Origin of the sequence: Streptomyces sp. E2N166 (assembly GCF_003671715.1) — a bacterium.
GTDB classification, from domain to species: domain Bacteria; phylum Actinomycetota; class Actinomycetes; order Streptomycetales; family Streptomycetaceae; genus Streptomyces; species Streptomyces thinghirensis.
The window spans coordinates 1,044,017-1,068,749 of the sequence record NZ_RAIF01000031.1 but is presented as its reverse complement, the minus strand read 5'-3'; the positions used below and the strand labels follow the sequence as shown (position 1 = coordinate 1,068,749).

At 71.9% G+C, this 24,733-nt stretch carries 18 protein-coding genes; 6 read left to right on the top strand and 12 right to left on the bottom strand.

Annotated features, from left to right (window positions below; all coding sequences use genetic code 11):
* The first annotated feature begins 94 nt into the window (after window positions 1-94).
* Window positions 95-994 carry an aminoglycoside phosphotransferase family protein gene (locus tag EBH09_RS26950; protein WP_121749460.1) on the top strand — a complete coding sequence of 300 codons (900 nt, stop codon included), beginning with the start codon at window positions 95-97 and terminating at the stop codon, window positions 992-994.
* 57 nt (window positions 995-1,051) lie between these two features.
* Here the strand turns inward: EBH09_RS26950 and EBH09_RS26945 are convergent, their stop codons facing one another.
* A complete protein-coding gene (locus EBH09_RS26945; RefSeq protein WP_121749459.1) occupies window positions 1,052-1,804 on the bottom strand; it encodes a helix-turn-helix domain-containing protein in 753 nt (250 codons plus the stop codon).
* Between the two features lie 224 nt (window positions 1,805-2,028).
* On the opposite strand from EBH09_RS26945, the gene EBH09_RS26940 reads away from it, so the two are divergent.
* From EBH09_RS26940 to EBH09_RS26930, 3 genes are read left to right on the top strand one after another with little or no spacing between them, the layout of a single operon-like run.
* On the top strand, window positions 2,029-2,697 hold the full coding sequence (locus EBH09_RS26940; RefSeq protein ID WP_121749458.1) for a DUF4097 family beta strand repeat-containing protein: 669 nt from the start codon (window positions 2,029-2,031) through the stop codon (window positions 2,695-2,697).
* Window positions 2,698-2,709: 12 nt separating this feature from the next.
* On the top strand, window positions 2,710-3,669 hold the full coding sequence (locus EBH09_RS26935) for an ATP-binding cassette domain-containing protein (protein WP_121749457.1): 960 nt from the start codon (window positions 2,710-2,712) through the stop codon (window positions 3,667-3,669).
* Entirely contained in the window at window positions 3,666-4,457 is a 792-nt protein-coding gene (locus EBH09_RS26930; protein WP_121749456.1) for an ABC transporter permease, read from the top strand. Before EBH09_RS26935 ends, EBH09_RS26930 begins: the two co-directional genes overlap by 4 nt.
* 116 nt (window positions 4,458-4,573) lie before the next feature.
* Here the strand turns inward: EBH09_RS26930 and EBH09_RS26925 are convergent, their stop codons facing one another.
* From EBH09_RS26925 to EBH09_RS26895, 7 genes are all read right to left on the bottom strand, one after another.
* Window positions 4,574-6,277, bottom strand: a complete 1,704-nt coding sequence (locus EBH09_RS26925) for a proline--tRNA ligase (RefSeq protein WP_121749455.1) — start codon at window positions 6,275-6,277, stop codon at window positions 4,574-4,576.
* A 73-nt stretch (window positions 6,278-6,350) separates the two neighbouring features.
* Window positions 6,351-6,893 (bottom strand): GNAT family N-acetyltransferase, encoded by a 543-nt coding sequence (locus tag EBH09_RS26920; protein ID WP_121749454.1) that lies wholly within the window; start codon window positions 6,891-6,893, stop codon window positions 6,351-6,353.
* 96 nt (window positions 6,894-6,989) lie between these two features.
* Window positions 6,990-7,838 (bottom strand): GNAT family N-acetyltransferase, encoded by an 849-nt coding sequence (locus tag EBH09_RS26915; protein WP_121749453.1) that lies wholly within the window; start codon window positions 7,836-7,838, stop codon window positions 6,990-6,992.
* 99 nt (window positions 7,839-7,937) lie between these two features.
* Window positions 7,938-9,095 carry a flavodoxin-dependent (E)-4-hydroxy-3-methylbut-2-enyl-diphosphate synthase gene (gene ispG / locus EBH09_RS26910; protein ID WP_121749452.1) on the bottom strand — a complete coding sequence of 386 codons (1,158 nt, stop codon included), beginning with the start codon at window positions 9,093-9,095 and terminating at the stop codon, window positions 7,938-7,940.
* Between the two features lie 253 nt (window positions 9,096-9,348).
* Window positions 9,349-10,641, bottom strand: a complete 1,293-nt coding sequence (locus EBH09_RS26905; RefSeq protein WP_121749572.1) for a site-2 protease family protein — start codon at window positions 10,639-10,641, stop codon at window positions 9,349-9,351.
* 8 nt (window positions 10,642-10,649) lie between these two features.
* The gene (gene dxr, locus EBH09_RS26900) at window positions 10,650-11,906 is read right to left on the bottom strand and encodes a 1-deoxy-D-xylulose-5-phosphate reductoisomerase (protein WP_121749451.1); all 1,257 of its coding nucleotides are present in this window, start codon (window positions 11,904-11,906) and stop codon (window positions 10,650-10,652) included.
* 127 nt (window positions 11,907-12,033) lie between these two features.
* Entirely contained in the window at window positions 12,034-13,998 is a 1,965-nt protein-coding gene (locus EBH09_RS26895; RefSeq protein WP_121749450.1) for an acyl-CoA dehydrogenase family protein, read from the bottom strand.
* Window positions 13,999-14,330: 332 nt separating this feature from the next.
* Here EBH09_RS26895 and EBH09_RS26890 point away from each other — a divergent pair, with 332 nt between their 5' ends.
* Together EBH09_RS26890 and EBH09_RS26885 are read left to right on the top strand one after the other, a co-directional pair.
* Window positions 14,331-15,344, top strand: coding sequence for a LacI family DNA-binding transcriptional regulator (locus EBH09_RS26890; RefSeq protein WP_121749449.1), 1,014 nt, complete (start codon window positions 14,331-14,333; stop codon window positions 15,342-15,344).
* 94 nt (window positions 15,345-15,438) lie between these two features.
* Entirely contained in the window at window positions 15,439-17,496 is a 2,058-nt protein-coding gene (locus EBH09_RS26885) for a glycoside hydrolase family 31 protein (protein ID WP_121749448.1), read from the top strand.
* A gap of 66 nt (window positions 17,497-17,562) precedes the next feature.
* On the opposite strand, the gene EBH09_RS26880 is transcribed toward EBH09_RS26885, so the two are convergent.
* Genes EBH09_RS26880 through EBH09_RS26865 form a run of 4 tightly spaced genes read right to left on the bottom strand, consistent with a single transcriptional unit; the run spans window position 17,563 to window position 24,716 of the window.
* Window positions 17,563-18,288: a hypothetical protein gene (locus tag EBH09_RS26880; protein ID WP_121749447.1), complete on the bottom strand. Its 726-nt coding sequence runs from the start codon at window positions 18,286-18,288 to the stop codon at window positions 17,563-17,565.
* A 37-nt stretch (window positions 18,289-18,325) separates the two neighbouring features.
* The gene (locus EBH09_RS26875; protein ID WP_121749446.1) at window positions 18,326-20,527 is read right to left on the bottom strand and encodes a glycoside hydrolase N-terminal domain-containing protein; all 2,202 of its coding nucleotides are present in this window, start codon (window positions 20,525-20,527) and stop codon (window positions 18,326-18,328) included.
* Entirely contained in the window at window positions 20,524-22,500 is a 1,977-nt protein-coding gene (locus EBH09_RS26870) for a beta-galactosidase (RefSeq protein ID WP_121749445.1), read from the bottom strand. Before EBH09_RS26870 ends, EBH09_RS26875 begins: the two co-directional genes overlap by 4 nt.
* Window positions 22,500-24,716, bottom strand: coding sequence for a sialidase family protein (locus tag EBH09_RS26865; protein ID WP_121749444.1), 2,217 nt, complete (start codon window positions 24,714-24,716; stop codon window positions 22,500-22,502). The genes EBH09_RS26870 and EBH09_RS26865 overlap by 1 nt, the downstream gene beginning before the upstream one ends.
* Window positions 24,717-24,733 lie beyond the last annotated feature (17 nt).

The following is a 24,733-nucleotide window of genomic DNA, read 5'->3' as shown; positions in this document are numbered from 1 at the left end:
GGGCCCGGCCTCGGACCCGGCTTCGGCTTCGGCTTCGGGGACACCGACCGCGTAACACGTACGGCTGCCCGTACGGGAAGGGAACGGCTCGCGCATGGCTTTCGAACCGCCGCGGCGTCTGGTCAGGGCGCTCGGTGAGACGGCACCGGACGGTGACGACTGGTTGGAGAAGCTGCCCGAAGCGGCGGAGCGGGCCGTGGCGCTGCGCGAGTTGACCGCGGAGCGGGTGCAGGTGCCCGGCGGGCGCAGCAGTCTGGTGGTCCTGGTGCGGGCGGCCGGCGGGACGCCCGCGGTGCTGAAGCTGGCCCCCCGACGGGCACGCCCGGAGAGCGAGCGGGCCGCGCTCTCCCACTGGGGCGGACTGGGCGCCGTACAGCTGCTCGAAGCGGAGGCCGAGGAGGGCGTACTGCTGCTGGAGCGGCTGCATCCGGACGTTTCGGTGCGGTCGCTGCCGGAGGCGAAGGCGTTGCTGGAGGCCGCGGGGACGCTGCGGCGGCTGTGGGTCGAGCCGCCCGCCGGTCACCCCTTCGAGACCGTGGCCGAGCGGACCGGGCGGCAGGCCGAGGTTATGCGGGCGGGCGCGGTGGCCGGCCCCGAGGTGGCGCCGCTGGTCGACGCGGCGCTCGCGGCCCGCGAGGAACTGCTGGCCGCGCCGCCCGAAGCGCGGCTTCTGCACGGCACGTTCCGGCAGAGCAAGGTGCTCGCCGGGGACCGGATGCCTTGGCTGGCCGTGGGCCCGGACCCGGTGGTCGGCGAGAGCGCCTTCGACCTCGCGCGGTTGGTGCGGGACCGGGTGGAGGACCTCATCGCCCAGCCTTCGGGCGCCTCGACGACCCGGCGGCGGGTCAAGCGGCTCGCGGAGTCGCTGGAGGTCGACCAGGAACGGCTGCGCGGCTGGACGCTGTTCCGAGCTGTCGAGTCGGGCGTACGGGCCCGCCGGGTGGGCCGGGAGCAGGACGCGGAACTGCTGCTGGAGTTCGCGAGCTGGCTGTAGGACGCCGGAGGGCGCCGCGGGCAGTCGGCGCGGCGCCTGATCACGCTGTCCTGGCTCCTACCGCGTCGTCTCCGCGTCCGGCGCTGCGGGTCCGGGCGTCCTGGCTTTCGTGTGGAGGACCTCGCGGGCCTGCTCGGCGGCGCGGGCGGTGCTCTCGCTGACGAAGTCGAGGAAGCGTGCGACGTTCTCCAGGCGGGCGCCGGCCGGGGTGTTGGAGCCGAGGACGCCCACGCCCTGCCGTGCGGTCTCGACGACCTGGGCGATGGACCGGGCGCTGGCCACCGTCGACTGGTACCAGATGTCGTCGTCGACGACATAGCGCTCGCGGCGGCGTTCGTCGCGTTCCCGGCGGACGAAGGCCTGCTCGTCGAGGAACGCGATCGCCTTGGAGACGGACGCCGGGCTCACCTGAAGGCGCTGGACGAGTTCGGACGCGGTGAGGCTGCCGGAGTCGGTGAGGGTGAGACAGGCCATGACCCGGGCCATCATCTTGGGCATGCCCGAGGCCATGAGGACGGTGGTGAACACCTCCTCGTACTCACGCACGGCGTCGGCGTCCCGCCCGTGGGCCTGCGGCGGCGCCTTCGGGCCCTGGGGCGCGGCCTGCCTGCGCCGGTGGGCGCGGTGCTCGGTGGCGCGGTGGGCGAGGTCGGCACGGTAGGTGGTGGGGCCGCCGTTGCGCATCACCTCGCGCGTGATCGTCGAGGTCGGGCGGTCGAGGCGTCTGGCGATCTCCGCGTAGGCGAGGCCGTCGGCCAGCCCGAGTGCGATCCGCTGACGTTCGTGCTGAGTGAGCCTGCCTCCGGGCACCGCTGCCTCCTTCGTACTGCCGTGGTGTCACCACCATAGCGTTCGCTTGCAATCCATTGCAACGAGGGCGGGTTCGTCGTTGCATTAAGTGGGAAGACCATTGCAACGAATAAGTAGCTCTCACCTGCTGCGATGTAGATACGATGCAACAGAGTTATTGATAGATTCGTGAATGCAACGTAGCGTTTCGAACGTCAGAAAGCACCGCGACGAAGGAGAGCACGATGCAGACGTTCGACACTCCCACCCCGATCGCCACCGTCCTGGACATCCCCGCCGGACGCATCCGGTTCATCGCCGCCGACCGGGCCGACACCACCGTCGAGGTACTGCCCGCGAACGCCTCGGACGGCCGCGACGTGAAGGCGGCGGAGCAGACCAGGGTCGAATACGGCGACGGCGTCCTGCGGGTCGAGGCTCCGGCGAACAACCGGATCCTCGGCAGCTCCGGCTCCATCGAGGTGACCATCCAACTGCCCGCCGACTCCCGGGTCGAGGCGAAGGCGGCCAGCGCCGAATTCCGGGGCGTCGGACGGCTCGGCGACGTCGTCTTCGAGAGCTCGCACGGCTCGGTCAAGCTCGACGAGGCCGCGAGTGCCCGGCTCACCACGCTCGCCGGTGACGTCTCGGTCGGCCGTCTGGACGGCCCCGCGGAGATCAGCACCTCCAAGGGCGACATCAGGATCGCCGAGGCCGCGCGCGGCGCGGTCGTGCTGCGCACCGAGGCCGGCGAGGTGTCGGTCGGCGCCGCCCACGGAGTCTCCGCCTCCCTGGACGCCGGCACCGGCTACGGCCGGATTCACAACTCGCTCAGGAACACCGACGGCGCCGCCGCGGACCTGACCATCCACGCGACCACCTCCTACGGCGACATCGTCGCCCGCAGCCTCTGAGGAGCACCCACCATGACCACTCCGGCCATCACCGCGAACGGGCTGCGCAAGTCCTACGGCGACAAGGTCGTCCTCGACGGCATCGACCTGCACATCCCGACCGGGTCCGTGTTCGCCCTGCTCGGCCCGAACGGCGCCGGCAAGACCACCGCCGTCAAGATCCTCTCCACCCTCGTCTCCCCCGATCCCGCCTCCGGTGAGATCCGCGTCGGCGGCCACGACCTCGCCACCGACCCGCAGGCGGTGCGGGCGGCGATCGGTGTCACCGGACAGTTCTCCGCCGTGGACGGCCTGATCACCGGCGAGGAGAACATGCTCCTCATGGCCGACCTGCACCACCTCTCCAAGCAGGAGGGACGACGGGTCGCCGCCGAACTGCTGGAGCGGTTCGACCTCACCGAGGCGGCGAGGAAGCCCGCCGCCACCTACTCCGGCGGCATGAAGCGCCGCCTCGACATCGCCATGACCCTCGTCGGCAACCCACGGATCATCTTCCTCGACGAACCCACCACCGGCCTCGACCCCCGCTCCCGCCACAACATGTGGCAGATCATCCGCGAACTCGTCACCGGCGGCGTCACCGTCTTCCTCACCACCCAGTACCTCGAAGAGGCCGACCAGCTCGCCGACCGCATCGCCGTACTCAACGACGGCCGGATCGCCGCCCAGGGAAGCGCCGAGGAGCTGAAGCGGCTCATCCCCGGCGGACACATCCGGCTCCGCTTCACCGACCCGGCCGCCTACCAGCGCGCCGCCTCCGCACTGGGCGAAGTCACCCGGGACGACGAGGCACTGGCACTGCGGCTCCCGAGCGACGGCAGCCAGCGCGAACTGCGCTCCGTCCTCGACCGGCTGGACTCCGCCGACGTCGAGGCCGACGAACTGACCGTGCACACCCCCGACCTCGACGACGTGTTCTTCGCCCTGACCGGCCCCGGTATCCCGAACCAGCCCAAGGAGGCCCTCCGATGAGCTCCCTCTCCCTCGCCGTGCGCGACTCGTCCACCATGCTGCGCCGCAACCTGCTGCACGCCCGGCGCTACCCGTCCCTCACCCTGAACCTGCTGCTCACGCCGGTCATGCTGCTGCTGCTCTTCGTCTACGTCTTCGGCGACGTGATGAGCGCGGGCATCGCCGGCGGCGGCGCCGACCGCTCCGACTACATCGCCTACCTCGTGCCGGGCCTCCTGCTGATGACCATCGGCAGCACCACGATCGGCACCGCGGTGTCCGTCTCCATGGACATGACCGAGGGCATCATCGCCCGCTTCCGCACCATGGCGATCCACCGCGGCTCCGTACTCGTCGGACACGTCATCGGCAGCGTGCTCCAGTCCGTCATGAGCGTGGTCCTCGTCGGCGCCGTCGCCGTCGCCATCGGCTTCCGCTCCACCGACGCCACCGCCCTGGAATGGCTGGCCGCGTTCGGACTGCTCGTGCTCTTCGCCACGGCGCTCACCTGGATCGCCGTCGGAATGGGCCTGATCAGTCCGAACGCCGAGGCCGCCGGCAACAACGCGATGCCGATGATCCTGCTGCCGCTGCTCTCCAGCGCCTTCGTCCCGGTCGACGCGATGCCGGGCTGGTTCCAGCCGATCGCCGAGTACCAGCCCTTCACACCCGCCATCGAGACCCTGCGCGGGCTGCTGCTCGGCACCGAGATCGGCCACAACGGGTGGCTGGCGGTCGCCTGGTGCCTGGGGCTCGCGGTGCTCGGCTACTTCTGGTCGGCCGCGAAGTTCAACCGCGACCCGAAGTAACCGCCGTGAAAGCGGGCCACCTCCCGCGACCCGTTCCGCCCGAGGGCGGCGTACGCCGGCACCGTGCCGCGGTACGCCGCCCCTTCCACGTCATGGGCCGCCGTGGGCCCGGGGAGTCAGGCCGTGAGGCGGGCGATGGCCTCCTCGACCGTCAGTTCCTCGCGCTCACCGGTACGGCGGTCCTTCAGCTCGACCACGCCCTCGGCGGAGCGGCGTCCGGCGACCAGGATCTGAGGTACGCCGATGAGTTCGGCATCCGTGAACTTGACGCCCGGGGAGACGCCGGCCCGGTCGTCCACCAGGACGCGGACGCCTGCGGCGGACAGCTTCTCGGAGACGTCGAGGGCCAGCTCGGTCTGCAGGGCCTTGCCGGCGGCGACGACGTGGACGTCGGCCGGGGCGACCTCCTTGGACCAGACGAGGCCCTTGTCGTCGGCGTGCTGCTCGGCGAGGGCGGCCACCGCGCGGGAGACGCCGATGCCGTAGGAGCCCATGGTGACGCGGGCCGGCTTGCCGTTCTGGCCGAGGACGTCGAGCTTGAGGGCGTCGGTGTACTTGCGGCCCAGCTGGAAGATGTGGCCGATCTCGATGGCGCGGTCCAGCTTGAGACCGGTACCGCACTTCGGGCAGGGGTCGCCCTCCCGGACCACGACGACGTCGACGTACGCGTCGACCTCGAAGTCACGGCCCGCCACCACGTTCTTGGCGTGCGTGTGCTCCTTGTTGGCGCCGGTGATCCAGGCGGTGCCCGGCGCCACGCGCGGGTCGGCGATGTACTGGACCTTCTCGCCCAGGCCCTGCGGGCCGACGTAGCCGCGGACCAGGTCGGGGCGGCCCACGAAGTCCTCTGCGGTGACCAGTTCGACGGCGGCCGGGGCGAAGTGCGCCTCGACCTTGTCCATGTCGACCTCGCGGTCACCGGGGACGCCCACGGCGACGATCTCGCCGCCGACCTTGACGAGGAGGTTCTTCAGGGTGGCGGAGGCCGGGACACCGAGCGACGCGGCGAGGGTCTCGATGGTGGGGGTGTCGGGGGTCGGGATGTCCTCGGCGGCGGGCACGTCCGCCACGTCCACCGGCTTGAGCGCGTAGGTGATCGCCTCGGTGTTGGCGGCGAAGTCGCAGTTCGGGCAGTCCGCGAAGGTGTCCTCGCCGGCCTCGGCCGGGGCCAGGAACTCCTCGGACTTGGAGCCGCCCATCGCGCCGGCGGTCGCGGCGCAGATGCGGTAGTCGAGGCCCAGGCGTTCGAAGACGCGCTGGTAGGCGGCGCGGTGCAGGGCGTAGGACTCGGCGAGGCCCTCGTCGGCGACGTCGAAGGAGTAGGAGTCCTTCATCAGGAACTCGCGGCCGCGCAGGATGCCGGCCCGGGGGCGGGCCTCGTCGCGGTACTTGTTCTGGATCTGGTAGAGGATGACCGGCAGGTCCTTGTAGGAGGACGCCTGGTCCTTCACCAGCAGGGTGAAGATCTCCTCGTGGGTGGGACCGAGGAGGTAGTCGCCGCCCTTGCGGTCCTGGAGGCGGAACAGCTCGGGGCCGTACTCCTCCCAGCGGCCGGTGGCCTCGTACGGCTCGCGCGGCAGGAGGGCGGGGAGCTGGACCTCCTGGGCGCCGATGGCGTCCATCTCCTCGCGGACGATGCGCTCGATGTTGCCGAGGACCTTCTTGCCGAGCGGCAGCCAGCTCCAGAGGCCGGCGGCGGTGCGGCGGACGTAGCCGGCGCGGACCAGCAGCTTGTGGCTGAGGACCTCGGCGTCCGCCGGGTCGTCGCGCAGCGTCTTCGCCATCAATTTCGACATGCGCTGGACCGGTGCGTTGGCCATGGTTCTCGTGTCTCCTGCTGCGTAAGGGTGGTGCTAGGAGGTTAGCCGGGGGGTCCGGTGCGGTGGAAATCGGTTAGCGACCGGCCGCCGGCCTGCGCAGGGGCAGCGGGGCGCCCATCACGGCGTACGGCTTGGGGGCGCTGGGGAAGAGGACCTGGCGGGCGAGGTCCTGGTAGCCGAGGGAGCGGTAGAGGCCGCGGGCGGGGCTGTCCCGGTCGATCGCGGAGAGGATCGAGCGGGGTTCGGCGACCGCGTCGGTGATCGTGGTGATCAGGGAACGGCCCAGGCCGCGGTTCTGGTGGGCCGGATGGACATGGAGTTCGGTGATGACGAAGGAGTCGTCGAGCCAGGTGTCGTTGCCCTGGGCGCGGAGGTAGGGCTCGACGACGGTGGACCACCAGTGGGAGCGGTCGTTGGGCATGCCGTAGACGAAGCCGACGAGGTCGCCTCCGACGGTGGCGCCGAGGGCTCTCGCGCCGGGGTAGGTCATGTGGCGCAGGACGATCTGTCGTCGGACGGCCACCTCGTCGGGGCCGAGTCCGAACGCGGCGGCTTGGACCGCGAGGGCCTCGTCCACGTGCGCGGCGAGGTCCAAGGGGCCGATCACGAGCTCCATGGCGGGGAGCCTACCTGGGTGCTTCGCCGGTCAGCGCCGGTGCGGTGGCGGTGGCGCCGCTCACGGCTGGACGGGAGCCGGTGCTTTCCGCGGCGTTCAGAACAGCACACTCATGAAGGCGCCGACCTCCTGGAAGCCCACCCGCTGGTACGTCCGTCGTGCCGCCGTGTTGAAGTCGTTCACGTACAGGCTCGCCACCGGGGCGACGTCCGTGAGGGCGTAGCGGAGGACCGCCGCCATGCCGGGTGCCGCGAGGCCCGTGCCCCGGTACTCGGGGGCCACCCATACGCCCTGGATCTGGCAGGTGCGGTCGGTGGCGGCGCCGATCTCGGCCTTGAAGACGACCCTGCCGTCGCTGTCGAAGCGGGCGAAGGAGCGGCCGGAGCCGACGAGTTCGGCGACCCGGGCCTGGTAGAGCAGGCCACCGTCGCCGGCCATCGGGGAGATGCCGACCTCCTCGGTGAACATCGCCACGCAGGCCGGCATGATCCGCTCCATCTCGTCCTTGCGGACGCGACGGACATACGGGTCGGGGGTGATGTCGGCGGGCGTGCGGCCGGTGACCATGAGGGGCTGGCGGCCGCGGACCTCGCGGGCCGGGCCCCAGCCCGGTTCGAGCAGGCGCCAGAGCTGGGCGGTCGTGTCGGCCGGGCCGACGATCGAGGAGCAGCGGCGGCCGGCCCGCCGGGCGCGGTCGGCGAAGGCGCGGACGGCGCGCGGAGTGGCGCAGATGGGGACGAGGTTGGCGCCCGCGTAGCACAGGGAGGTCAGCATGCCGTGCTCGTACCAGCCCCACATCTCGCCGCCGAGCCGCCACGGGTCGAGGCCGGCGATCTGCACCCGGGCGGTCACGAAGGCGTTCGCGACCGGCTCGCGGTCGAGGACGGCGAGCGCGGCGTCCAGGTCGCTCGGTTCGAGCACGCGGGAGGTGGTCTGCGTCAACACGTGCGGGGGCCTCACCCTGAGATCTGCTGGTCCCCGCACTGTACCTGCCACGAATATGCCGCGCCGCCCCCCGGGGCGACGCGGCAGAAGCACCGTGGATCAGCCCGCGACGGCCACCGAGGGCTCGCCGGAGGCCACGCCGTCGGCCTCCATCTGCTCGGCGATCTTCATGGCCTCCTCGATCAGCGTCTCCACGATCTTGGATTCGGGGACGGTCTTGACGACCTCACCCTTGACGAAGATCTGGCCCTTGCCGTTGCCGGAGGCGACGCCGAGGTCGGCCTCGCGGGCCTCGCCGGGGCCGTTGACGACGCAGCCCATGACGGCGACGCGCAGCGGGACGTCCATGCCCTCCAGGCCGGCCGTGACCTCCTCGGCCAGCTTGTAGACGTCGACCTGGGCACGCCCGCAGGACGGGCAGGAGACGATCTCCAGGCCGCGCTGGCGCAGGTTGAGCGACTCCAGGATCTGGATGCCGACCTTGATCTCCTCGACCGGCGGGGCCGACAGGGACACGCGGATGGTGTCGCCGATGCCCTGGGAGAGCAGGGCGCCGAAGGCGACGGCCGACTTGATGGTGCCCTGGAAGGCGGGACCGGCCTCGGTGACACCGAGGTGCAGCGGGTAGTCGCACTGGGCGGCCAGCTGCCGGTACGCCTCGACCATGACGACCGGGTCGTTGTGCTTGACGGAGATCTTGATGTCCCGGAAGTCGTGCTCCTCGAAGAGCGACGCCTCCCACAGCGCCGACTCCGCCAGCGCCTCGGGGGTCGCCCTGCCGTACTTCTGCAGCAGGCGCCGGTCCAGCGAGCCGGCGTTGACGCCGATGCGGATCGGGGTGCCGTGGTCCCGGGCCGCCTTGGCGATCTCCTTGACCTTGTCGTCGAACTGCTTGATGTTGCCCGGGTTCACCCGGACCGCCGCGCAGCCCGCCTCGATCGCCGCGAAGACGTACTTGGGCTGGAAGTGGATGTCCGCGATCACCGGGATCTGCGACTTCTTCGCGATCACGGACAGGGCGTCGGCGTCGTCCTGCGTCGGGCAGGCCACCCGCACGATCTGGCAGCCGGACGCCGTCAGCTCGGCGATCTGCTGGAGCGTCGCGCCGATGTCCGACGTACGGGTCGTGGTCATGGACTGCACCGACACGGGGGCGTCACCGCCCACCGCCACGGGCCCGACCTGGATCTGACGGCTCTTGCGGCGCTCCGCGAGCCTGGTCGGAACGTCCGGCATGCCGAGAGAAATCGCAGTCATCTGCTGTGCAACCCCAAGTCGTGGATCAAGGTCCGGCCCCGTTCAGCGGCGGGCTCCGGCCTTCGAGATTACGGCACCGACGTGAACGCCGGGCACACGGCGTACGGGGAGTACATCCTTTGGCGTCCGTCTGCCGGGTGACCGGCGTGAAGCCCGACCCGGAGGGACATGCTCTCCGGATCGGGCTTCTCATCGGATCGTTGTGATTGTCCGGTCCTCCGGAATCATCCGGACTGACCGAACCGCCCCTGTGTCAGCTGATTCGTACCGGATTCACGACGTCTGCCACCAGGACCAGCAGCGTGAAGCAGACGAAGATGCCCGCCACGACGTAGGCCACCGGCATCAGCTTCGCCACGTCGAACGGCCCCGGATCCGGGCGGCGCAGCACCTTGGCCGCGTTCCGGCGCAGTGACTCCCACAGCGCGCCCGCGATGTGGCCGCCGTCGAGCGGCAGCAGCGGGAGCATGTTGAAGAGGAACAGGGAGAGGTTGAAGCCGGCCACCAGCATGACGAACATCGCGAGCTGCTGGGTGGGCGGGATGTCCAGGGTGGCGATCTCACCGCCGACGCGGGCGGCGCCCACGACGCCCATCGGGGAGTCGGCCTCGCGGGGTCCGTCGCCGAAGGCCGCGTCCCACAGGGCGGGGATCTTGGAGGGCAGCGCGGCCAGGGAGTCGACGGCGTCGCCGACGCGGTCGCCCATCCAGGTCACGGACTGGCCGAAGTCCTGTTTCACCACGCCGGTGGCGGCGCTGAAGCCGAGGAAGCCGGCGGTGACGTACTCGCCCTCGACGATCTGTCCGTTCGAGTCCTTCTTCGCGACCTGGTTGGTGGCGATCGTCGCCTGGAGGGTGACCTCCTGGCCGCCGCGCTCGACGACGACCGGCACCTTCTCGCCGGGGTTGGCGCGGATCATGTTGGACAGCCGGTCCCAGTCGTCGGTCCGTACGCCGTCGAAGGCGACGATCTTGTCGCCCGCGCGGAGGCCGGCCGCCGCGGCCGGGGAGGCCGGGTCGGACTTGGCGCAGTCGTCGCGGTTCTCGCTCTGCGAGATGACGCACTGGGAGACGGAGCTGACGGTGGTGGTCTGCTGCGAGATGCCGAATCCCATCAGGACGGTGAGGAACAGCACCACCGCGAGGATGAGGTTCATGAACGGGCCCGCGAACATCACGATGACCCGTTTCCAGGGTTTGCGCGTGTAGAACAGGCGCTTCTCGTCACCCGGCTGCAGTTCCTCGAAGGCGGCCGAGCGGGCGTCCTCGATCATGCCGCGCCAGGGCGAGGTGGAGCGGGCCTCCAGCCGGCCGTCGGCGCCGGGCGGGAACATGCCGATCATGCGGATGTAGCCGCCGAACGGGATGGCCTTGACCCCGTACTCGGTCTCGCCCTTCTGCCGCGAGAAGAGCGTCGGCCCGAAGCCGACCATGTACTGCGGCACGCGGATGCCGAACATCTTGGCCGTGGAGAGGTGCCCCAGCTCGTGCCAGGCGATCGAGAACAGCAGGCCGACCGCGAAGACGACTATGCCGAGGATGAACATCAGGGTCGTCATGCACGGGCCTCCGCCGTCTGTGCCGCCAGTTGCCGGGCCCGGGTGCGTGCCCAGGTCTCCGCTTCGAGGACGTCCGCGACGGTGAGCGAGGTTCCCGCCCGGGGGGTGCCGTGTTCCTCGACCACCCGCGTGACGGTCTCCATGATCCCGAGATACGGCAGCGCGCCGGAGCGGAACGCCTCGACGCACTCCTCGTTGGCGGCATTGAACACCGCCGGGGCCGTGCCCGCGAGCTCCCCTACGTGCCGGGCCAGGTTCACCGACGGGAAGGCCTCGTTGTCGAGCGGGAAGAACTCCCAGGTCGACGCCTTGCTCCAGTCGAAGGCGGGGGCGGCGCCGGGGACGCGTTCGGGCCAGCCGAGGCCGATGGCGATGGGCCCGCCCATGTCGGGGGGCGTCGCCTGGGCCAGTGTCGATCCGTCCGTGAACTCAACCATCGAGTGGACATACGACTGCGGGTGCACGACCACCTCAATGCGGTCGAAGGGAATGTCGTAGAGCAGGTGGGCCTCGATCACCTCCAGGCCCTTGTTGACGAGGGTCGCGGAGTTGATCGTGATCACCGGGCCCATCGCCCAGGTGGGGTGGGCGAGGGCGTCTTCCACGGTGACGCCCGCCAGCTGCTCCTTCGTGCGCCCCCGGAACGGACCGCCGGACGCGGTGACGACCAGCTTGCGCACGTCGGCGCGGGTGCCGGCGGCGAGCGCCTGGAAGAGCGCGGCGTGCTCGGAGTCGACCGGGATGATCTGCCCCGGCTTGGCGAGCGCCTTGACCAGCGGGCCGCCGACGATGAGCGATTCCTTGTTGGCGAGCGCGAGGGTGCGGCCCGCCTCCAGGGCGGCCAGGGTCGGTGCCAGCCCGATGGAACCGGTGATGCCGTTGAGGACGGTGTGGCAGTCGGAGGCGGCGACCTGGGTGGCCGCGTCGGGTCCCGCGAGGATCTCGGGGAGCGGCTCCCCACCGCCGTACTGGTCGCTCAGCGCCTCCCGCAGCGCCGGTACGACGTCCTCGCGGGCGACGGCGACGGTCCGCGCCCTCAGCCGGTACGCCTGCTCGGCGAGGAGGGCGACCCGGCCGCCGTTGGCGGACAGGGCGGTGACCCGGAAGCGGTCCGGGTTGCGCAGCACGAGATCGATGGCCTGGGTCCCGATCGACCCGGTGGACCCGAGGATCACCACGTCCTTCGGGCCGTCGCCCGCCACCGGGTCGTAGACGAGGTGGGGGTCGGCGAGTGGGGCTGGACTGTCGCTCATCCCCCCATTGTTGCGGCAACCGCCCGCCGGGAGGACAGCGCGTCCCTCGCACGGGTGTCGCGGCGCCTTCCCGGGGTCGCACGGCCCCGCCGGGGCGGCCCCGGGAAGGTACTGCCCTGCGGCCGGCCTACCTGATGGGGCGATGGACGTTCTCCCGCCGTGACTCGCCCGGCGACGCGTCCGCGATCCACGGGCCGTCCCCCGAGGGGTCGACGACGCCCTGCTCCAGCCACTCGTAGGCACCGCCCAGCACGCCCTTGACGACCTTGCGGTCGAGGTCGTCGGTGTTGGTCCACAGGCGGCCGAAGAGTTCCTCGACGCGGATGCGGGCCTGGCGGCAGAAGGCGTCGGCGAGCTGGTAGGCCTCGCGGCCGTGGTCGCCCTCGGCGCGCAGGTGCTCGGCGCGCACGCACGCGGCGCTCATCGCGAACAGCTCGGCGCCGATGTCGACGATCCGGCCCAGGAAACCCTGCTTGGTCTCCATCCGGCCCTGCCAGCGGGACATGGCGTAGAAGGTGGAGCGGGCGAGCTTGCGGGCGGTGCGTTCGACATGGCGGAGGTGCCCGGACAGGTCGGGGTGGCCGGACGGGTGGAATTCGGCGTAGGAGCGCGGGAGCTGACCGGGTCCGGCGACCAGCTTCGGCAGCCACTTGGCGTAGAAGACGCCCGCCTGTGCGCCCGCCCTCGCCTTGTCCGACAGGGTCTTGTCGGGGTCGATCAGGTCGCCGGCGACCGAGAGGTGGGCGTCGACGGCCTCGCGGGCGATCAGCAGGTGCATGATCTCGGTGGAGCCCTCGAAGATCCGGTTGATGCGCAGGTCGCGCAGGATCTGCTCGGCGGGCACCGCGCGCTCACCGCGGGCGGCGAGGGAGGCCGCGGTCTCGAAGCCGCGGCCACCGCGGATCTGGACCAGCTCGTCGGCCATCAGGCAGGCCATCTCGGAGCCGTAGAGCTTGGCGAGGGCGGCCTCGATGCGGATGTCGTTGCGATCCTCGTCCGCCATCTGGGACGACAGGTCCAGGACCGCCTCCAGGGCGAAGGTCGTCGCCGCGATGAACGAGATCTTCGAGCCGACCGCCTCGTGCAGCGCGACCGGCTTGCCCCACTGCTCGCGCACCGCGGACCACTCGCGGGCGATCTTCAGGCACCACTTGCCGGCGCCGACGCACATGGCGGGGAGCGAGAGCCGGCCGGTGTTGAGGGTGGTCAGGGCGATCTTGAGCCCGGCGCCCTCGGGGCCGATGCGGTTGGCGGCCGGGACGCGGACCCGGTGGAAGCGGGTGACGCCGTTCTCCAGGCCGCGCAGGCCCATGAAGGCGTTGCGGTTCTCGACCGTGACGCCCTCTGAGGCGGCCTCCACGACGAAGGCGGTGATGCCGCCCTTGCCGCCCTCGCCGTCCTTGTGACCCTCGGCCTTCGGGACGCGGGCCATCACGACGAGCAGGTCGGCCACGACGCCGTTGGTCGTCCACAGCTTCACGCCGTCGAGGACGTAGTCGTCGCCGTCCCGGACGGCGGTGGTGGCCAGGCGGGCCGGGTCCGAGCCGACGTCCGGCTCGGTCAGCAGGAACGCCGAGATGTCGGTGCGGGCGCAGCGCGGCAGGAACGTGTCCTTCTGCTCCTGCGTGCCGAACATCTTCAGCGGCTGCGGCACGCCGATCGACTGGTGGGCGGAGAGCAGCGCGCCGATCGCGGGATTCGCGGATCCGACCAGGGCGAGGGCCTTGTTGTAGTAGACCTGGGTGAGGCCGAGGCCGCCGTACTTGGTGTCGATCTTCATGCCGAAGGCGCCCAGCTCCTTCAGCCCGGTGATCACCTCGTCCGGGATCCGTGCGTCGCGCTCGATCACGGCCCCGTCGATCTTCGTCTCGCAGAAGTCCCGCAGCTTGGCGAGGAACTCCTCGCCGCGCTGGACGTCCTCCTCGGCCGGGAGCGGGTGGGGGTGGATGAGGTCGAGGCGGAAACGGCCGAGGAACAGCTCCTTGGCGAAGCTCGGCTTGCGCCAGTCCTGTTCCCGGGCCGCCTCCGCGACTTCGCGGGCCTCACGTTCGGTGACGGTGGATCGGGAGGAGGGGGTGGTTGGAGCGGACATGAGGCTCACCTCGCCGCGAATCGGCATCGGGGGAAGGTACGTCCACGAAGACCGCGACGGTTCGTCATACGCGAGGTCGCGGACGTACGTTACTAGTCGGTGCTACCCGATCGTATGTACCCGATCCCGGGCGGTCCCACCACCCTTCGTGCGGCCGTTCGGCCCATGCCGGGGAAGGGTAGCGGCGGAGGAACGGCGAGTAAGAAAGGTGTCGAAGCGCTTCGACAACCCTCTGGACACTCACCCCCACTGGGGTTAATGTCTGACCACCCTCACCCGACTTCGTCCACCCCGCGCGCTGTCGAAGCGCTTCACATAGCTTGGAGAGCTGGATGGTCACCCTCGCCGAGGTCGCCCAGCACGCCGGAGTCTCGGCGAGCACGGTGAGCTATGTCCTCAGCGGCAAGCGGTCCATCTCCACCAGCACCCGGCAGCGGGTCGAGGAGAGCATCCGGAGGCTCGGCTACCACCCGAACGCGGGTGCCCGCGCCCTGGCCAGCAGCAGGTCGAACATCATCGCCCTGATGATCCCACTGCGCACCGACATGTACGTGCCGGTGATGATGGAGATCGCCATCGCCGTCGCGACCAGCGCGCGCACCCACGGGTACGACATTCTGCTGCTCACCGGCGAGGAGGGCCCCGACGCGGTGCGCCGCGTCACCGGCAGCGGGCTCGCCGACGCGATGATCCTGATGGACGTCGAACTCGACGACGAGCGGCTGCCCCTGCTGCGCGGCACCGACCAGCCGTCCGTACTGATCGGCCTGCCCGCCGACACCACCGGGCTGACCTGCGTCGACCTCGACTTCCGGGCGACCGGCGCGCTGTGCGTGGAGCATCTGGCGAAGCTGGGGCACCGCGACATCGCGGTCATCGGCGAGGCGCCCGCGGTCTACGAACGGCACACGGGCTTCGCCGAGCGCACGCTCGACGGGCTGCGCGCCCGCGCGCGGGAGCTGGAGCTGCGGCTGCTGCACCGCCCCTGCGAGGGCGGGTACGACGCGATGGCCGCGACCCTCGCCCGCGTCTTCGACGAACGCCCGGACACCACCGGCTTCGTCGTCCAGAACGAGTCGGCGGTCGAGCCGCTGCTCGCCCTGCTGCGCCAGCAGGGCCGGGCCGTGCCCGAGGACGTGTCGGTGGTCGCGGTCTGCCCCGAGCAGGTCGCCACCCAGGCCTCGGTGCGGCTGACGTCGGTCGCCGTGCCCGCGCAGGAGATGGGCCGGCACGCCGTGCAGCAGCTGGTCGCCAAGCTCGACGGGCGCGGGAGCGACGAGGTCGTGCTGCTCGCGCCCGAACTGACGGTCCGGGCCAGCTCGGGGCCGGCGCCCGCCGGGCCCTAGCTCTCCGCTCTCTCAGTAGCCCTCTGCTCTCCCAGTGCCTCCCTGCTCTCTCAGTAGCCCCCGTTCTCCCCGCACTCCCCCAGGAGCCGCTTCCGTGAACCAGCCTGCCGAGACACAGCCTGCCGGGACACAGCCGAAGGTCAGCCTCGCCCAGTCCTCCCCCACCGTCGGAACGTTCCGCGAGCGGGACGGCGCGCTGGAGTGGAGCGGCCGTCAGGAGACCGTCCGGATCGAGGCCTGGGGGCCGGACGCGGTCCGGGTCCGGGCCCGGCTCGGCGGCCCGGTGCTGGAGGGGCTGCCGGGAGCCCTCCTCGCCGAGGCACCGGCGACCGAGAGCACCGTCAAGATCGAGGACGGGCACGGCTCGCTGACCGTCGGGGCGCTGACAGTGGAGGCCGGCCCCGAGGGGCAGGTGCGCTTCGTACGGACCGCGGACGGCGGTGAGCTGCTGGCCGAGGAACCCGCCCACTTCTGGTGGCCCGGCCCGCGCCTGTACACGGCCGTCGGCAACGGGCACCACCGGCTGGAGCAGCGGTTCGCCGCCTACGACGACGAGAAACTGTACGGCCTCGGCCAGCACCAGCACGGCCGCCTCGACCAGAAGGGCCTGGTCGTGGACCTGGTCCAGCGCAACGCCGAGGTCTCCGTCCCGGTCCTCACCTCCAGCCGCGGCTACACGCTGCTGTGGAACAACCCGGCCATCGGCCGCGTGGAGCTGGCCCGCAACGGCACCCGCTGGGTCGCCGACTCGGCCCGGCAGATCGACTACTGGATCACGGCCGGCGCCCCGGCCGGCGCGCAGCGCCGCTACAGCGCGGTGACCGGCCGTACGCCGATGCTGCCCGCGTGGGCGGCCGGCTTCTGGCAGTGCAAGCTCCGCTACCGCACGCAGGACGAACTCCTCGCCGTGGCCCGGGAGTACAAGCGGCGCGGGCTGCCCATCGACGCCATCGTCTGCGACTTCTTCCACTGGACACACCTCGGTGAGTGGAAGTTCGACCCGGCCGAGTGGCCGGACCCGGCGGCCATGGTCCGTGAGCTGGACGAGCTGGGCATCAAGCTGGTGGTGAGCGTCTGGCCTTCGGTGTCCCCGCTGAGCGAGAACCACCCGGTCATGGAACAGCGCGGCTACTTCATCGGCACCCAGTACGGCCCGATGGCGCACGCCGACTGGCCGGACAAGGAGGTCGCGTCGACGGTCCAGGTGGCCTTCTACGACGCCACCAATCCCGAGGCCCGCGACTTCGTGTGGTCGAAGGTCAAGGAGAACTACCTCGACAGGTACGGCATCACGGCCTTCTGGCTGGACGCCTGCGAGCCCGAGCTGAAACCGGGCTTCCCGGAGAACCTGCGCTACTGGGCCGGTCCGGGCCTGGAGGTCGGGAACCTGTACCCGGCCGAGAACTCCCGCACCTTCGACGAGGGCCTGCGCGCCGCCGGCGTCGACGAGGTGATCACCCTCAACCGCTCGGCGTGGGCGGGCAGCCAGCGCCACGGCGCCGCGCTCTGGTCCGGGGACATCGGCACCGACTTCGCGACCCTGCGCCGCCAGATCGCCGCCGGTCTCAACACCGGGCTGTCCGGCATTCCCTGGTGGAACACGGACATCGGCGGCTTCCACGGCGGCGACCCGGACGACCCGGCGTACCGGGAGGTGCTGGTCCGCTGGTTCCAGTTCGGCGCGCTGTCGCCGCTGATGCGGCTGCACGGCTTCCGCGACCCGGGCATGCCGCTGGGCCCGGACATGACCGGCGGCCCCAACGAGGTGTGGTCGTACGGCGAGGAGGCGTACCCGGTCCTCGCGAAGTACCTGCGGCTGCGCGAGCGGCTGAAGCCGTACGTGCTCGACGTCATGCGCGAGGCGCACGAGGAGGGGCTGCCGGTGATGCGGCCGCTGTTCCTGGAGTTCCCCGACGACCCGGCGGCCTGGCCGGTGGACGACGCCTACCTCCTCGGCCGGGATCTGCTGGTCGCGCCGGTGCTGACGGCGGGCGCCACGGTCCGGACGGCGTACCTTCCGGCGGGCGCGCGCTGGACGGACGCGTGGACGGGTGAGCCTTACGAGGGCGGGGCGTCCGTGACGGTGGACGCGCCGCTGGACCGCATCCCGCTGTTCCTGCGGGACGGGGCGCGACTGCCGGTCGCGGAGTGAGCGCGCGGTGAGCGAAGGGGCCGGTCCCGGGCGGGGCCGGCCCCTCGGCCGTGGTGCGGTACGGGGTCAGCCGCCGCTGACCGTCAGGTTGTTGGTGCGGAAGTCGAGGCCGCCGGCGGACGAGGTGATCTCGTAGCCGAACTGCACGTCACCGATGGTCTCGTTGCCCATCCAGCCCTTGGTGTCCTTGATCCACTTCAGAATCGGCAGGATGTCGACGGTGCCGGAGTCCGAGTCCGAGGTGCGCAGGAACGAGAAGACCTCGTTGGCGCCGTTGTCCCCCTTGTAGACGTTCCAGGAGTGGCCGCCGAGGGTGACCGAACCCTGGGGGCTGCCGAGCGGGCCCACGGCCCCGTTGTGGTTGACCCAGAGCATGATCTCGTAGTCGTAGTCCGTGTCCCAGATGTCGTACGACGTGTTGTACGCGCCGGACGACGGGACCGTGACGTTGTAGCTGCTGCTCAGCGAACCGAGGGAGGCGATGGGCTTGTTGATCACCTTTTTGGCGTTCGGGTAGGACTTGATGCCGCCGGTGTCGGGGTGGTCGGCCCAGACGCCCCAGTTGGTGCCGGAGTTGGCCCAGACGCACTGGCTGCCGGCGCCGGAGCCCCAGATGTTGTTGTAGAGGGTGTAGCCGTTCAGGCTCGTGTTGCCCCACTGGTCGCAGGAGCTCCAGACGGCGGCCTGGGCGGGGGCCGAGGCCAGGCCGACGGTGGCGCCGAGGGCGAGGGCCGGGGCCAGCAGGGCGGTCAGGGTGCGGGTGCGGGGACGAGTGCGGTCGCGTGGTGCCATGGGGTTCCTTCCATGGGTGGGGGGAGTTGCGGTGCTGCTACCGCGCCTTGACACTGATGACGCGGTCCTCTCCGGCGGCGAGGTCGAGCGGTTCGGCGCCGGAGGGAGTCCTCAGTTCGATGCGGTGCGTGCGGCCCGGGCGCAGGACGGCCGTCGCCGTGCCGTCGGCCGCCCAGCCGAGGTCCAGCTCCGCTCCGAACCGGGTGCGTACGCCCGTGAGCCGGCCCTCGCGGCAGCTCTCCGGGAGCGCGGGGAGCAGGACCAGCCGGTCGGGGGTGGACTGCACGAGCATCTCGATGAGCACGGCCGGGAGGGCGTGCGCGGCGTCCGCGTTGTACACGTCGCGGTGGGGGTAGTGCGCGCTCATCAGGGACGGGTGGAAGAAGTCGCCGTCGAGCACCCGGCCGAGGGCGTGGGCGACCCGTTCGGCGTCCCGGAGGCGGGCCGCGATCAGGGCGTGGTGGAGGTGGCCGTGGGCGGAGTCGTTCTCGGCGCCGCGCAGTGTGAGGGCGCGGTGGGCGGCCTCGGCGAGGGCGGGGGTGTCGTACGGGTTGATCTCGTCGAGCGGCCAGACGCCGTAGAGGTGGCTGAGGTGGCGGTGGTCGTAGTTGTCCGCCAGGCCCGGCCACGCCCACTCCGCCAGGGCGCCGTCGGCGTTGGTCCGGTGGGGCGGGAGGCGGTCGGCGAGGGCGCGCCAGCGGTCGGCGTGCTCGGGATGGCGGTCGGCGGCGGTCAGCAGGGCGTGCCGGGCGGCGGAGAGGTCCATGGCCGCGTCGACGGTGCCCCAACTGGCGTTGGCGGGGCGGTTCTCGGGTGAGTAGGAGGGGACCACGACCGCGTGTCCGTCGTCGTCGGTCCGGGTGAGGAAGTCCTCGTAGAACAGGGCGACTTCGGCGAGCGCGGCGGTGGTGCGGGGGTCGCGGTCGCCGCGGGTCTCGTCGTGGTCGACGAGGGGCTTGAGCAGCCAGTCGGCGCCCGCGGTCCACAGGTGGAGCGGGTACTCGCGGCTGAAGTGGTACGTGTGCCCGGACTCGCCGTCGGTGTGCGAGGGCGCGACGACGCCTCGGGTGCCGAAGATCGCGCGGGCGTTGTCCCGCCAGTCCGGGAGCTGCCGGTGGACCAGGGCGGCATGTGCCTCGGTGACCTCGGGGAGGGCGGCGGCCGCGGCGGAGGCGGTCTGGAGGTTGAGGTTGGCGTTGGTGGTGAACGCCCCGGACCAGGCGGTGTTCCAGTCACCGGTCCACAGGCCGGTGAGGCGGGGCGGGAGCATGCCGCTGGCCGACAGGAGGTGGTAGCGGCCGGCGGCGAACAGGCGCTCCAGGAGGGCCGTGCCGCCGGGCCGTGCGAGCAGCGCGGAGCCCGGCAGGGCGCGTTCGGCGGGGTCGGCGGCGAGGTCGAGGGTGACGCGGTCGTAGGCGGCGCGGTGGAGGGCGAGGTGGCGGTCGAGGAGGCCCTCGTACGACGCCCCGTCCGGCAGGTCGCGCAGGGCCCGGCCCTCGGTGACCACGTCCAGCTCGCCGGTGTGCCGGCGCACCCGGGTGAGGAGCAGTACCTCCGTGGCGCCCTCGACGAGTACGCCGGGCGGTACCAGTTTCGTGGCGCCGCCGGTGACCGCGACCAGGGTGACGCCGGTGAACGCCAGGTCGCTGCCGGGGTAGCGGGCGCGCAGGCTGAGCAGGGCGCCCTCGGGGGTGAGGACGGCGCCGTGGCCGACGCCGAGCCCGGCGGGGGCGCCGGGGAGGCGGGGGTCGAGGGACAGGTCGAGGGTGAGGTGCGGGGCGGTGACGTGCTGCACGATCACGTCGTCGGCGCGGGAGACGAAGACCCGGCTGGTCCGGTTGGAGCAGGTGGCGGTCGTCTCGCCGGTGGTGAAGTCGACGGAGCGGCGGTAGGCGGCGCGGGGGTCGCCGGGCGGTCTGTTCAGGCGGAGCTGGAAGGCCGGGTGGAAAGGGCGTACCCATTGCAGCGGGCGCCCGTCGGTGAAGCTCTCGGCGGCGGCCGTCTCCCCGGCCAGCAGGCGGTCCTGGAGGGCGGGGAGTTCGGCGGCGAGCCGGGGCGGGCGGCGGTGTCCGTCGTCGCCGTCCGGGCGGACGAGCGTGTGGTGGGTGACGATGACCCGGTCGGCGTCCGGATCGCCGAACACGAGGGCGCCGTGGTGGCCGTTGCCGGTCAGGAAGGCGTCCTCCCAGCGGGCGGCGGGCTCGGGCTCCCAGGTGCCGTGTACCGGTGTACCGGTCATGAGGCCGGCTCCGTGAGGACCGCCACGCCGTAGCGGCCGAGGGTGACGCGGTCGGTGACGGTCGCGTCGGTCAGCAGGCAGCGGTGGGTGCCCGGGACGTCGACGGTGACCGGGTCGCGGCCGTGGTGGAGGAGGAAGAGCAGGTCACCGCGGCGTACGGCCTCAACGCCGGCCGGGAGTCCGTCGAGCACCGGCCGGGCGCCCGCGTCGGCGGCGACGCGGGCGAGCAGGTCGCGCAGCGCGTCCGGCTCCGGGAGGGTCGAGAGGTACCAGGCGCGGCCCTTGCGCAGGACGGCGGGGAGTCCGTCCAGCTCACCGCCCTTGTAGCGGACGGTCTCGGTGGCGGTGCCGTCGGGCTCGATCTCCTCCGACCACAGGGTGCCCCGGAAGCCGTCGCAGGCGGCGGTCTCGTCCGCCTCCAGGGGCCACCACTCGTGCAGGGTGCGGATGCCGAACAGCTCGCGCAGCCGGGCGTCCATGCCGCCGGGCCTGACCCGGTCGTCCTCGTCGGCGACTCCGGTGAGGAAGCCGCAGACGAGGGCGCCGCCGCCGCGCGCGTAGGCGAGGAGGTTGCCGATCGCCGCGTCGGTGAGCGCGTAGAGCTGGGGCACGACGACCGCCTTGTACGGGGTCAGGTCGTGTTCCGGGTGGGCGAAGTCGGCGGTGAGGTGGGCTCCCCACAGCGCACGGTGCCAGGCGCGCAGGACGTCGGTGTAGTCGAAGCGGGTGGAGAGGCGGCCGTCCTGGGCGCCGGCCCACCAGGAGTGCCAGTCGTGCAGGACGGCGACGTCGGCGGTGACCGTGCTGCCCGCCGCGTGCGGGCCGAGCTTCGCGAGGTCGGCGCCGAGCTGCTTGACCTCCTGGTACGTACGGCCTGCCGCCCCCGCGTGCGAGACCATGCCGGAGTGGAACTTCTCGGCGCCCTGCCTCGACTGGCGCCACTGGAAGAAGCAGACGGCGTCGGCGCCGCGGGCGACCGCCTGGAGGGACCACAGGCGGTTGAGGCCGCGCGGCTTGGGGTGGTTCGCGCCGCGCCAGTTGACGGGCCCGGCCGCCTGTTCCATGAGCATCCACGGGCCGCGTGCCTGGGAGCGGGTCATGTCCTGGACCAGGGCGCCTTCCTGGGCGCCGAAGGGGTCGCGCGGGTCGGGGTAGAGGTCGACGGAGACGACGTCCTCCTCCTCGGCCCAGCGCCAGGCGTCCTGGCCGGACCAGAGCGGCATGAAGTTGGTGGTGACCGGCAGGTGCGGGGTGTGGCGGCGGACGATGTCGCGTTCGGCGACGTAGCACTCCAGGAGCATGTCGGAGGTGAAGCGCCGGAAGTCGAGGACCTGGGCCGGGTTCTTCAGGTAGTGGGCGCGGCGGGCGGGCAGGATCTCCGCCCAGTCGCCGTAGCCCTGGCTCCAGAAGGCGGTGCCCCAAGCGGTGTTGAGGGCGTCGAGGGTGCCGTAGCGGTCCTGGAGCCAGCGGCGGAAGCGGGTGGCGGCCTCGTCGCCGTGGTCGTAGGTGCAGTACTCGTTGTTGATGTGCCACATGGTGAGGGCGGGGTGGCCGGCGTAGCGGGCGGCCAGGGCCTCGGTGATGGCGGCGGCGTGGCGGCGGTAGGTGGCGCTGGAGTGCGAGAAGTGCTGCCGGCCGCCCCACCACTCGGTGCGGCCGTCCTCGTCGCGGGGCAGGGTGTCCGGGTGCAGGTGCCCCAGCCAGGGCGGGGGCGAGGCGGTGGGGGTGGCGAGGACGACGCCGATGCCGCCTGCGTGCATCAGGTCCATCAGGCGGTCCAGCCACCCGAAGTCGTGGACGCCGGGGCGTGGTTCCAGCTTCGCCCAGGAGAAGACGCCGAGGGTGACGCAGTTGACGCCGGCGGCCCTCATCAGGCGGAGGTCCTCGTGCCAGGTCTCCTCGGGCCACTGCTCGGGGTTGTAGTCGCCGCCGTAGAGGATGCGGTGGCGGGTGGTGTCCGACAGGCTGGGCATCAGCGGGGCTCTCCGTACTGGATGCCGCGTCCGTTGGTGGCGAGGTAGACGCGGCCGTGCACGCGGGGATCGCCGGTGATCGTCTCGCCGGTCCACCCCCACTGGTGCTGGTCGTCGTTGATCCGCGTCCAGCTCTTCGCCTCGTCGTCGGAGCGGTAGACGGCGGTGATGGCCTCGGTGGAGCCGACCTGGTAGATCGCCGGATAGCCGGCGCCGTCGGCGGCCTTCCCGAAGCCGAGGGTGTGGGAGGCCCGGCAGCTGTCGACCTTGGTGAAGGCGACACCGCCGTCGGTGGAGCGGTGCAGGCCGTTCCACTTCGTGCTCAGCCACAGGTCACCGGACCGGCCGGGCGCCGCGACCAGCTTGAACTGGCTGTCTCCGGCGGGCAGTCCGGTCGCACGGCGGGTGAAGGAACGGCCACTGTCAGTGCTGGCGAGCAGCGTTCCCGTGTCGGTGTCGTACGCGTAGAAGAGCGTCGGGTCCACCGGGTCGGCGACCGGCGTGGCGCCGTTCGGGAAGGAGGGGACCTCGGACCAGGTCGTCCCGTTGTCCGCCGAGCGGTGAGCCGCGTACCTCGTGCCGTCCCAGTGCACGAAGGACCACAGCAGCACACTGCCGTCGGCGTTGGTGGCGATCGGTCCCGGTGCGTTCTCGGCGATGCCGGGCTGGGCCGCGAAGGGCGCCCAGGTCCGTCCGCCGTCGTGGGAGTACGCGCCGTTGCCGTTCTCGCCCCAGCCCGCCCGGACGACGTACGCCGGTCTGCGCGCCGCCTGCGCGAGTCCCGTAGCCGACCCGGACACGGGGTTCGTCGCCATGCCGCGCGCCGGAGACGCCGTGAGCCGCTCGTGGTACATCACACCGATGTCCCGCGACCCGCTGAGCAGGTGCGCTCCCCCGGCCGGGGGCGAGACCAGCTGGGTCACGGACGCCTCCTCCAGGCCGCGGATCCGCGGGGCCCAGCGTCTGAGGTCGCGGGTACCGTAGAGGGTGGCGCCGGTGCCGTACACGAGGTGCTCGGAGTCGTACGGGTCGAGGGCGACGGCCTGGATCCACCAGCCGAACTTGGGCCGCTCCTCGCCCCACTTCAGGTACGGGGTCTCGGAGACGTCGAGGACGGCCGAGTCCTTCAGGGACGTCCAGGTGCGGCCGCCGTCGGTGGTCCGGAACAGGGTGTCGACCGCCGCCCAGCGGTTGTTGGTGGAGACGACGACGGTGCCGGGGAGGCGGGCGTCGACGGCCACGCCGCCGTAGCCGAAGCTGTCGGCCGAGCCGTCACCCGTGGTGCCGCCCGGCCGGACGGGCGTGACCTCGGTCCACCGGCCGTTCACCGTGCGCAGCTTGTGCCCGCTGCCGGTGGACTGCCCGTTCGGACCCGGCGCGTCGGCGTACGTCACGTACAGCTCACGGGTGAGCCGGTCGTACGCGGCGCGGATCGGGACCTTGGCCGCGGTGCCCGAGGGCTGCCCGGGGACGGGCTGCCAGGTGGTGCCGTCGGGCGCGCGGAAGAGGTTCGGTGCGGTGCCGTCGGCGTCGCCCCAGCCGGCGTAGACGGTGCGGTGGGCGGCGACGAGGAGGGTGACGCCCTGGCCGGTGGCGCTCGGGGTGGCCGGGAAGCCGGCGGCGAGGGTCCAGGTGGCGCCCCGGTCCGCCGACTTCCACAGACCGTCGTGCCGGGTGCCCAGCCACAGGGTGTCGCTGTCGCGCGGGTCGACCAGCAGCCGCTCGCCGGTGCCCCGGCCGTCCTCGTTGGCACCGAGCTTCACGGTCAGGTCGGTGCGCTGCCAGGTGGCGCCGCGGTCCTCGGAGCGCAGGATCGCGCCGTTGCCCGCCCATGCCTGGGCGTAGGTGCCGCAGGCCAGGTAGAGCCGGTCCGGGTGGGCGGGGTCGACGGCCATCGCCTCGACGCCCAGGAGGTTCCAGTCGTCCCAGCCGAGGTGGTCCAGGAGCGGCACCCAGCGGGCGGCCCGGTCGTCCCAGCGGTAGGCGCCGCCGATGTCGGTACGGGCGTAGGCGAGCCCGCGGACGCGGGGGTGGAACAGGACGCCGGTGATGAAGCCGGTGCCGCCGACGACGACGTTGCGCCAGCGGTAGGGACGGGCTCCGTCGGGGTGCTCGGCGGCCTGGGCGCGCCCGGGGGTGAACGGAACGGCGGTGAGCGCGGCGGCGGCCGCGGTGCCGGCGAGTACGGCACGCCGGCTCATGGGGGACGCGTGCATGACATACCTCGTTCTGC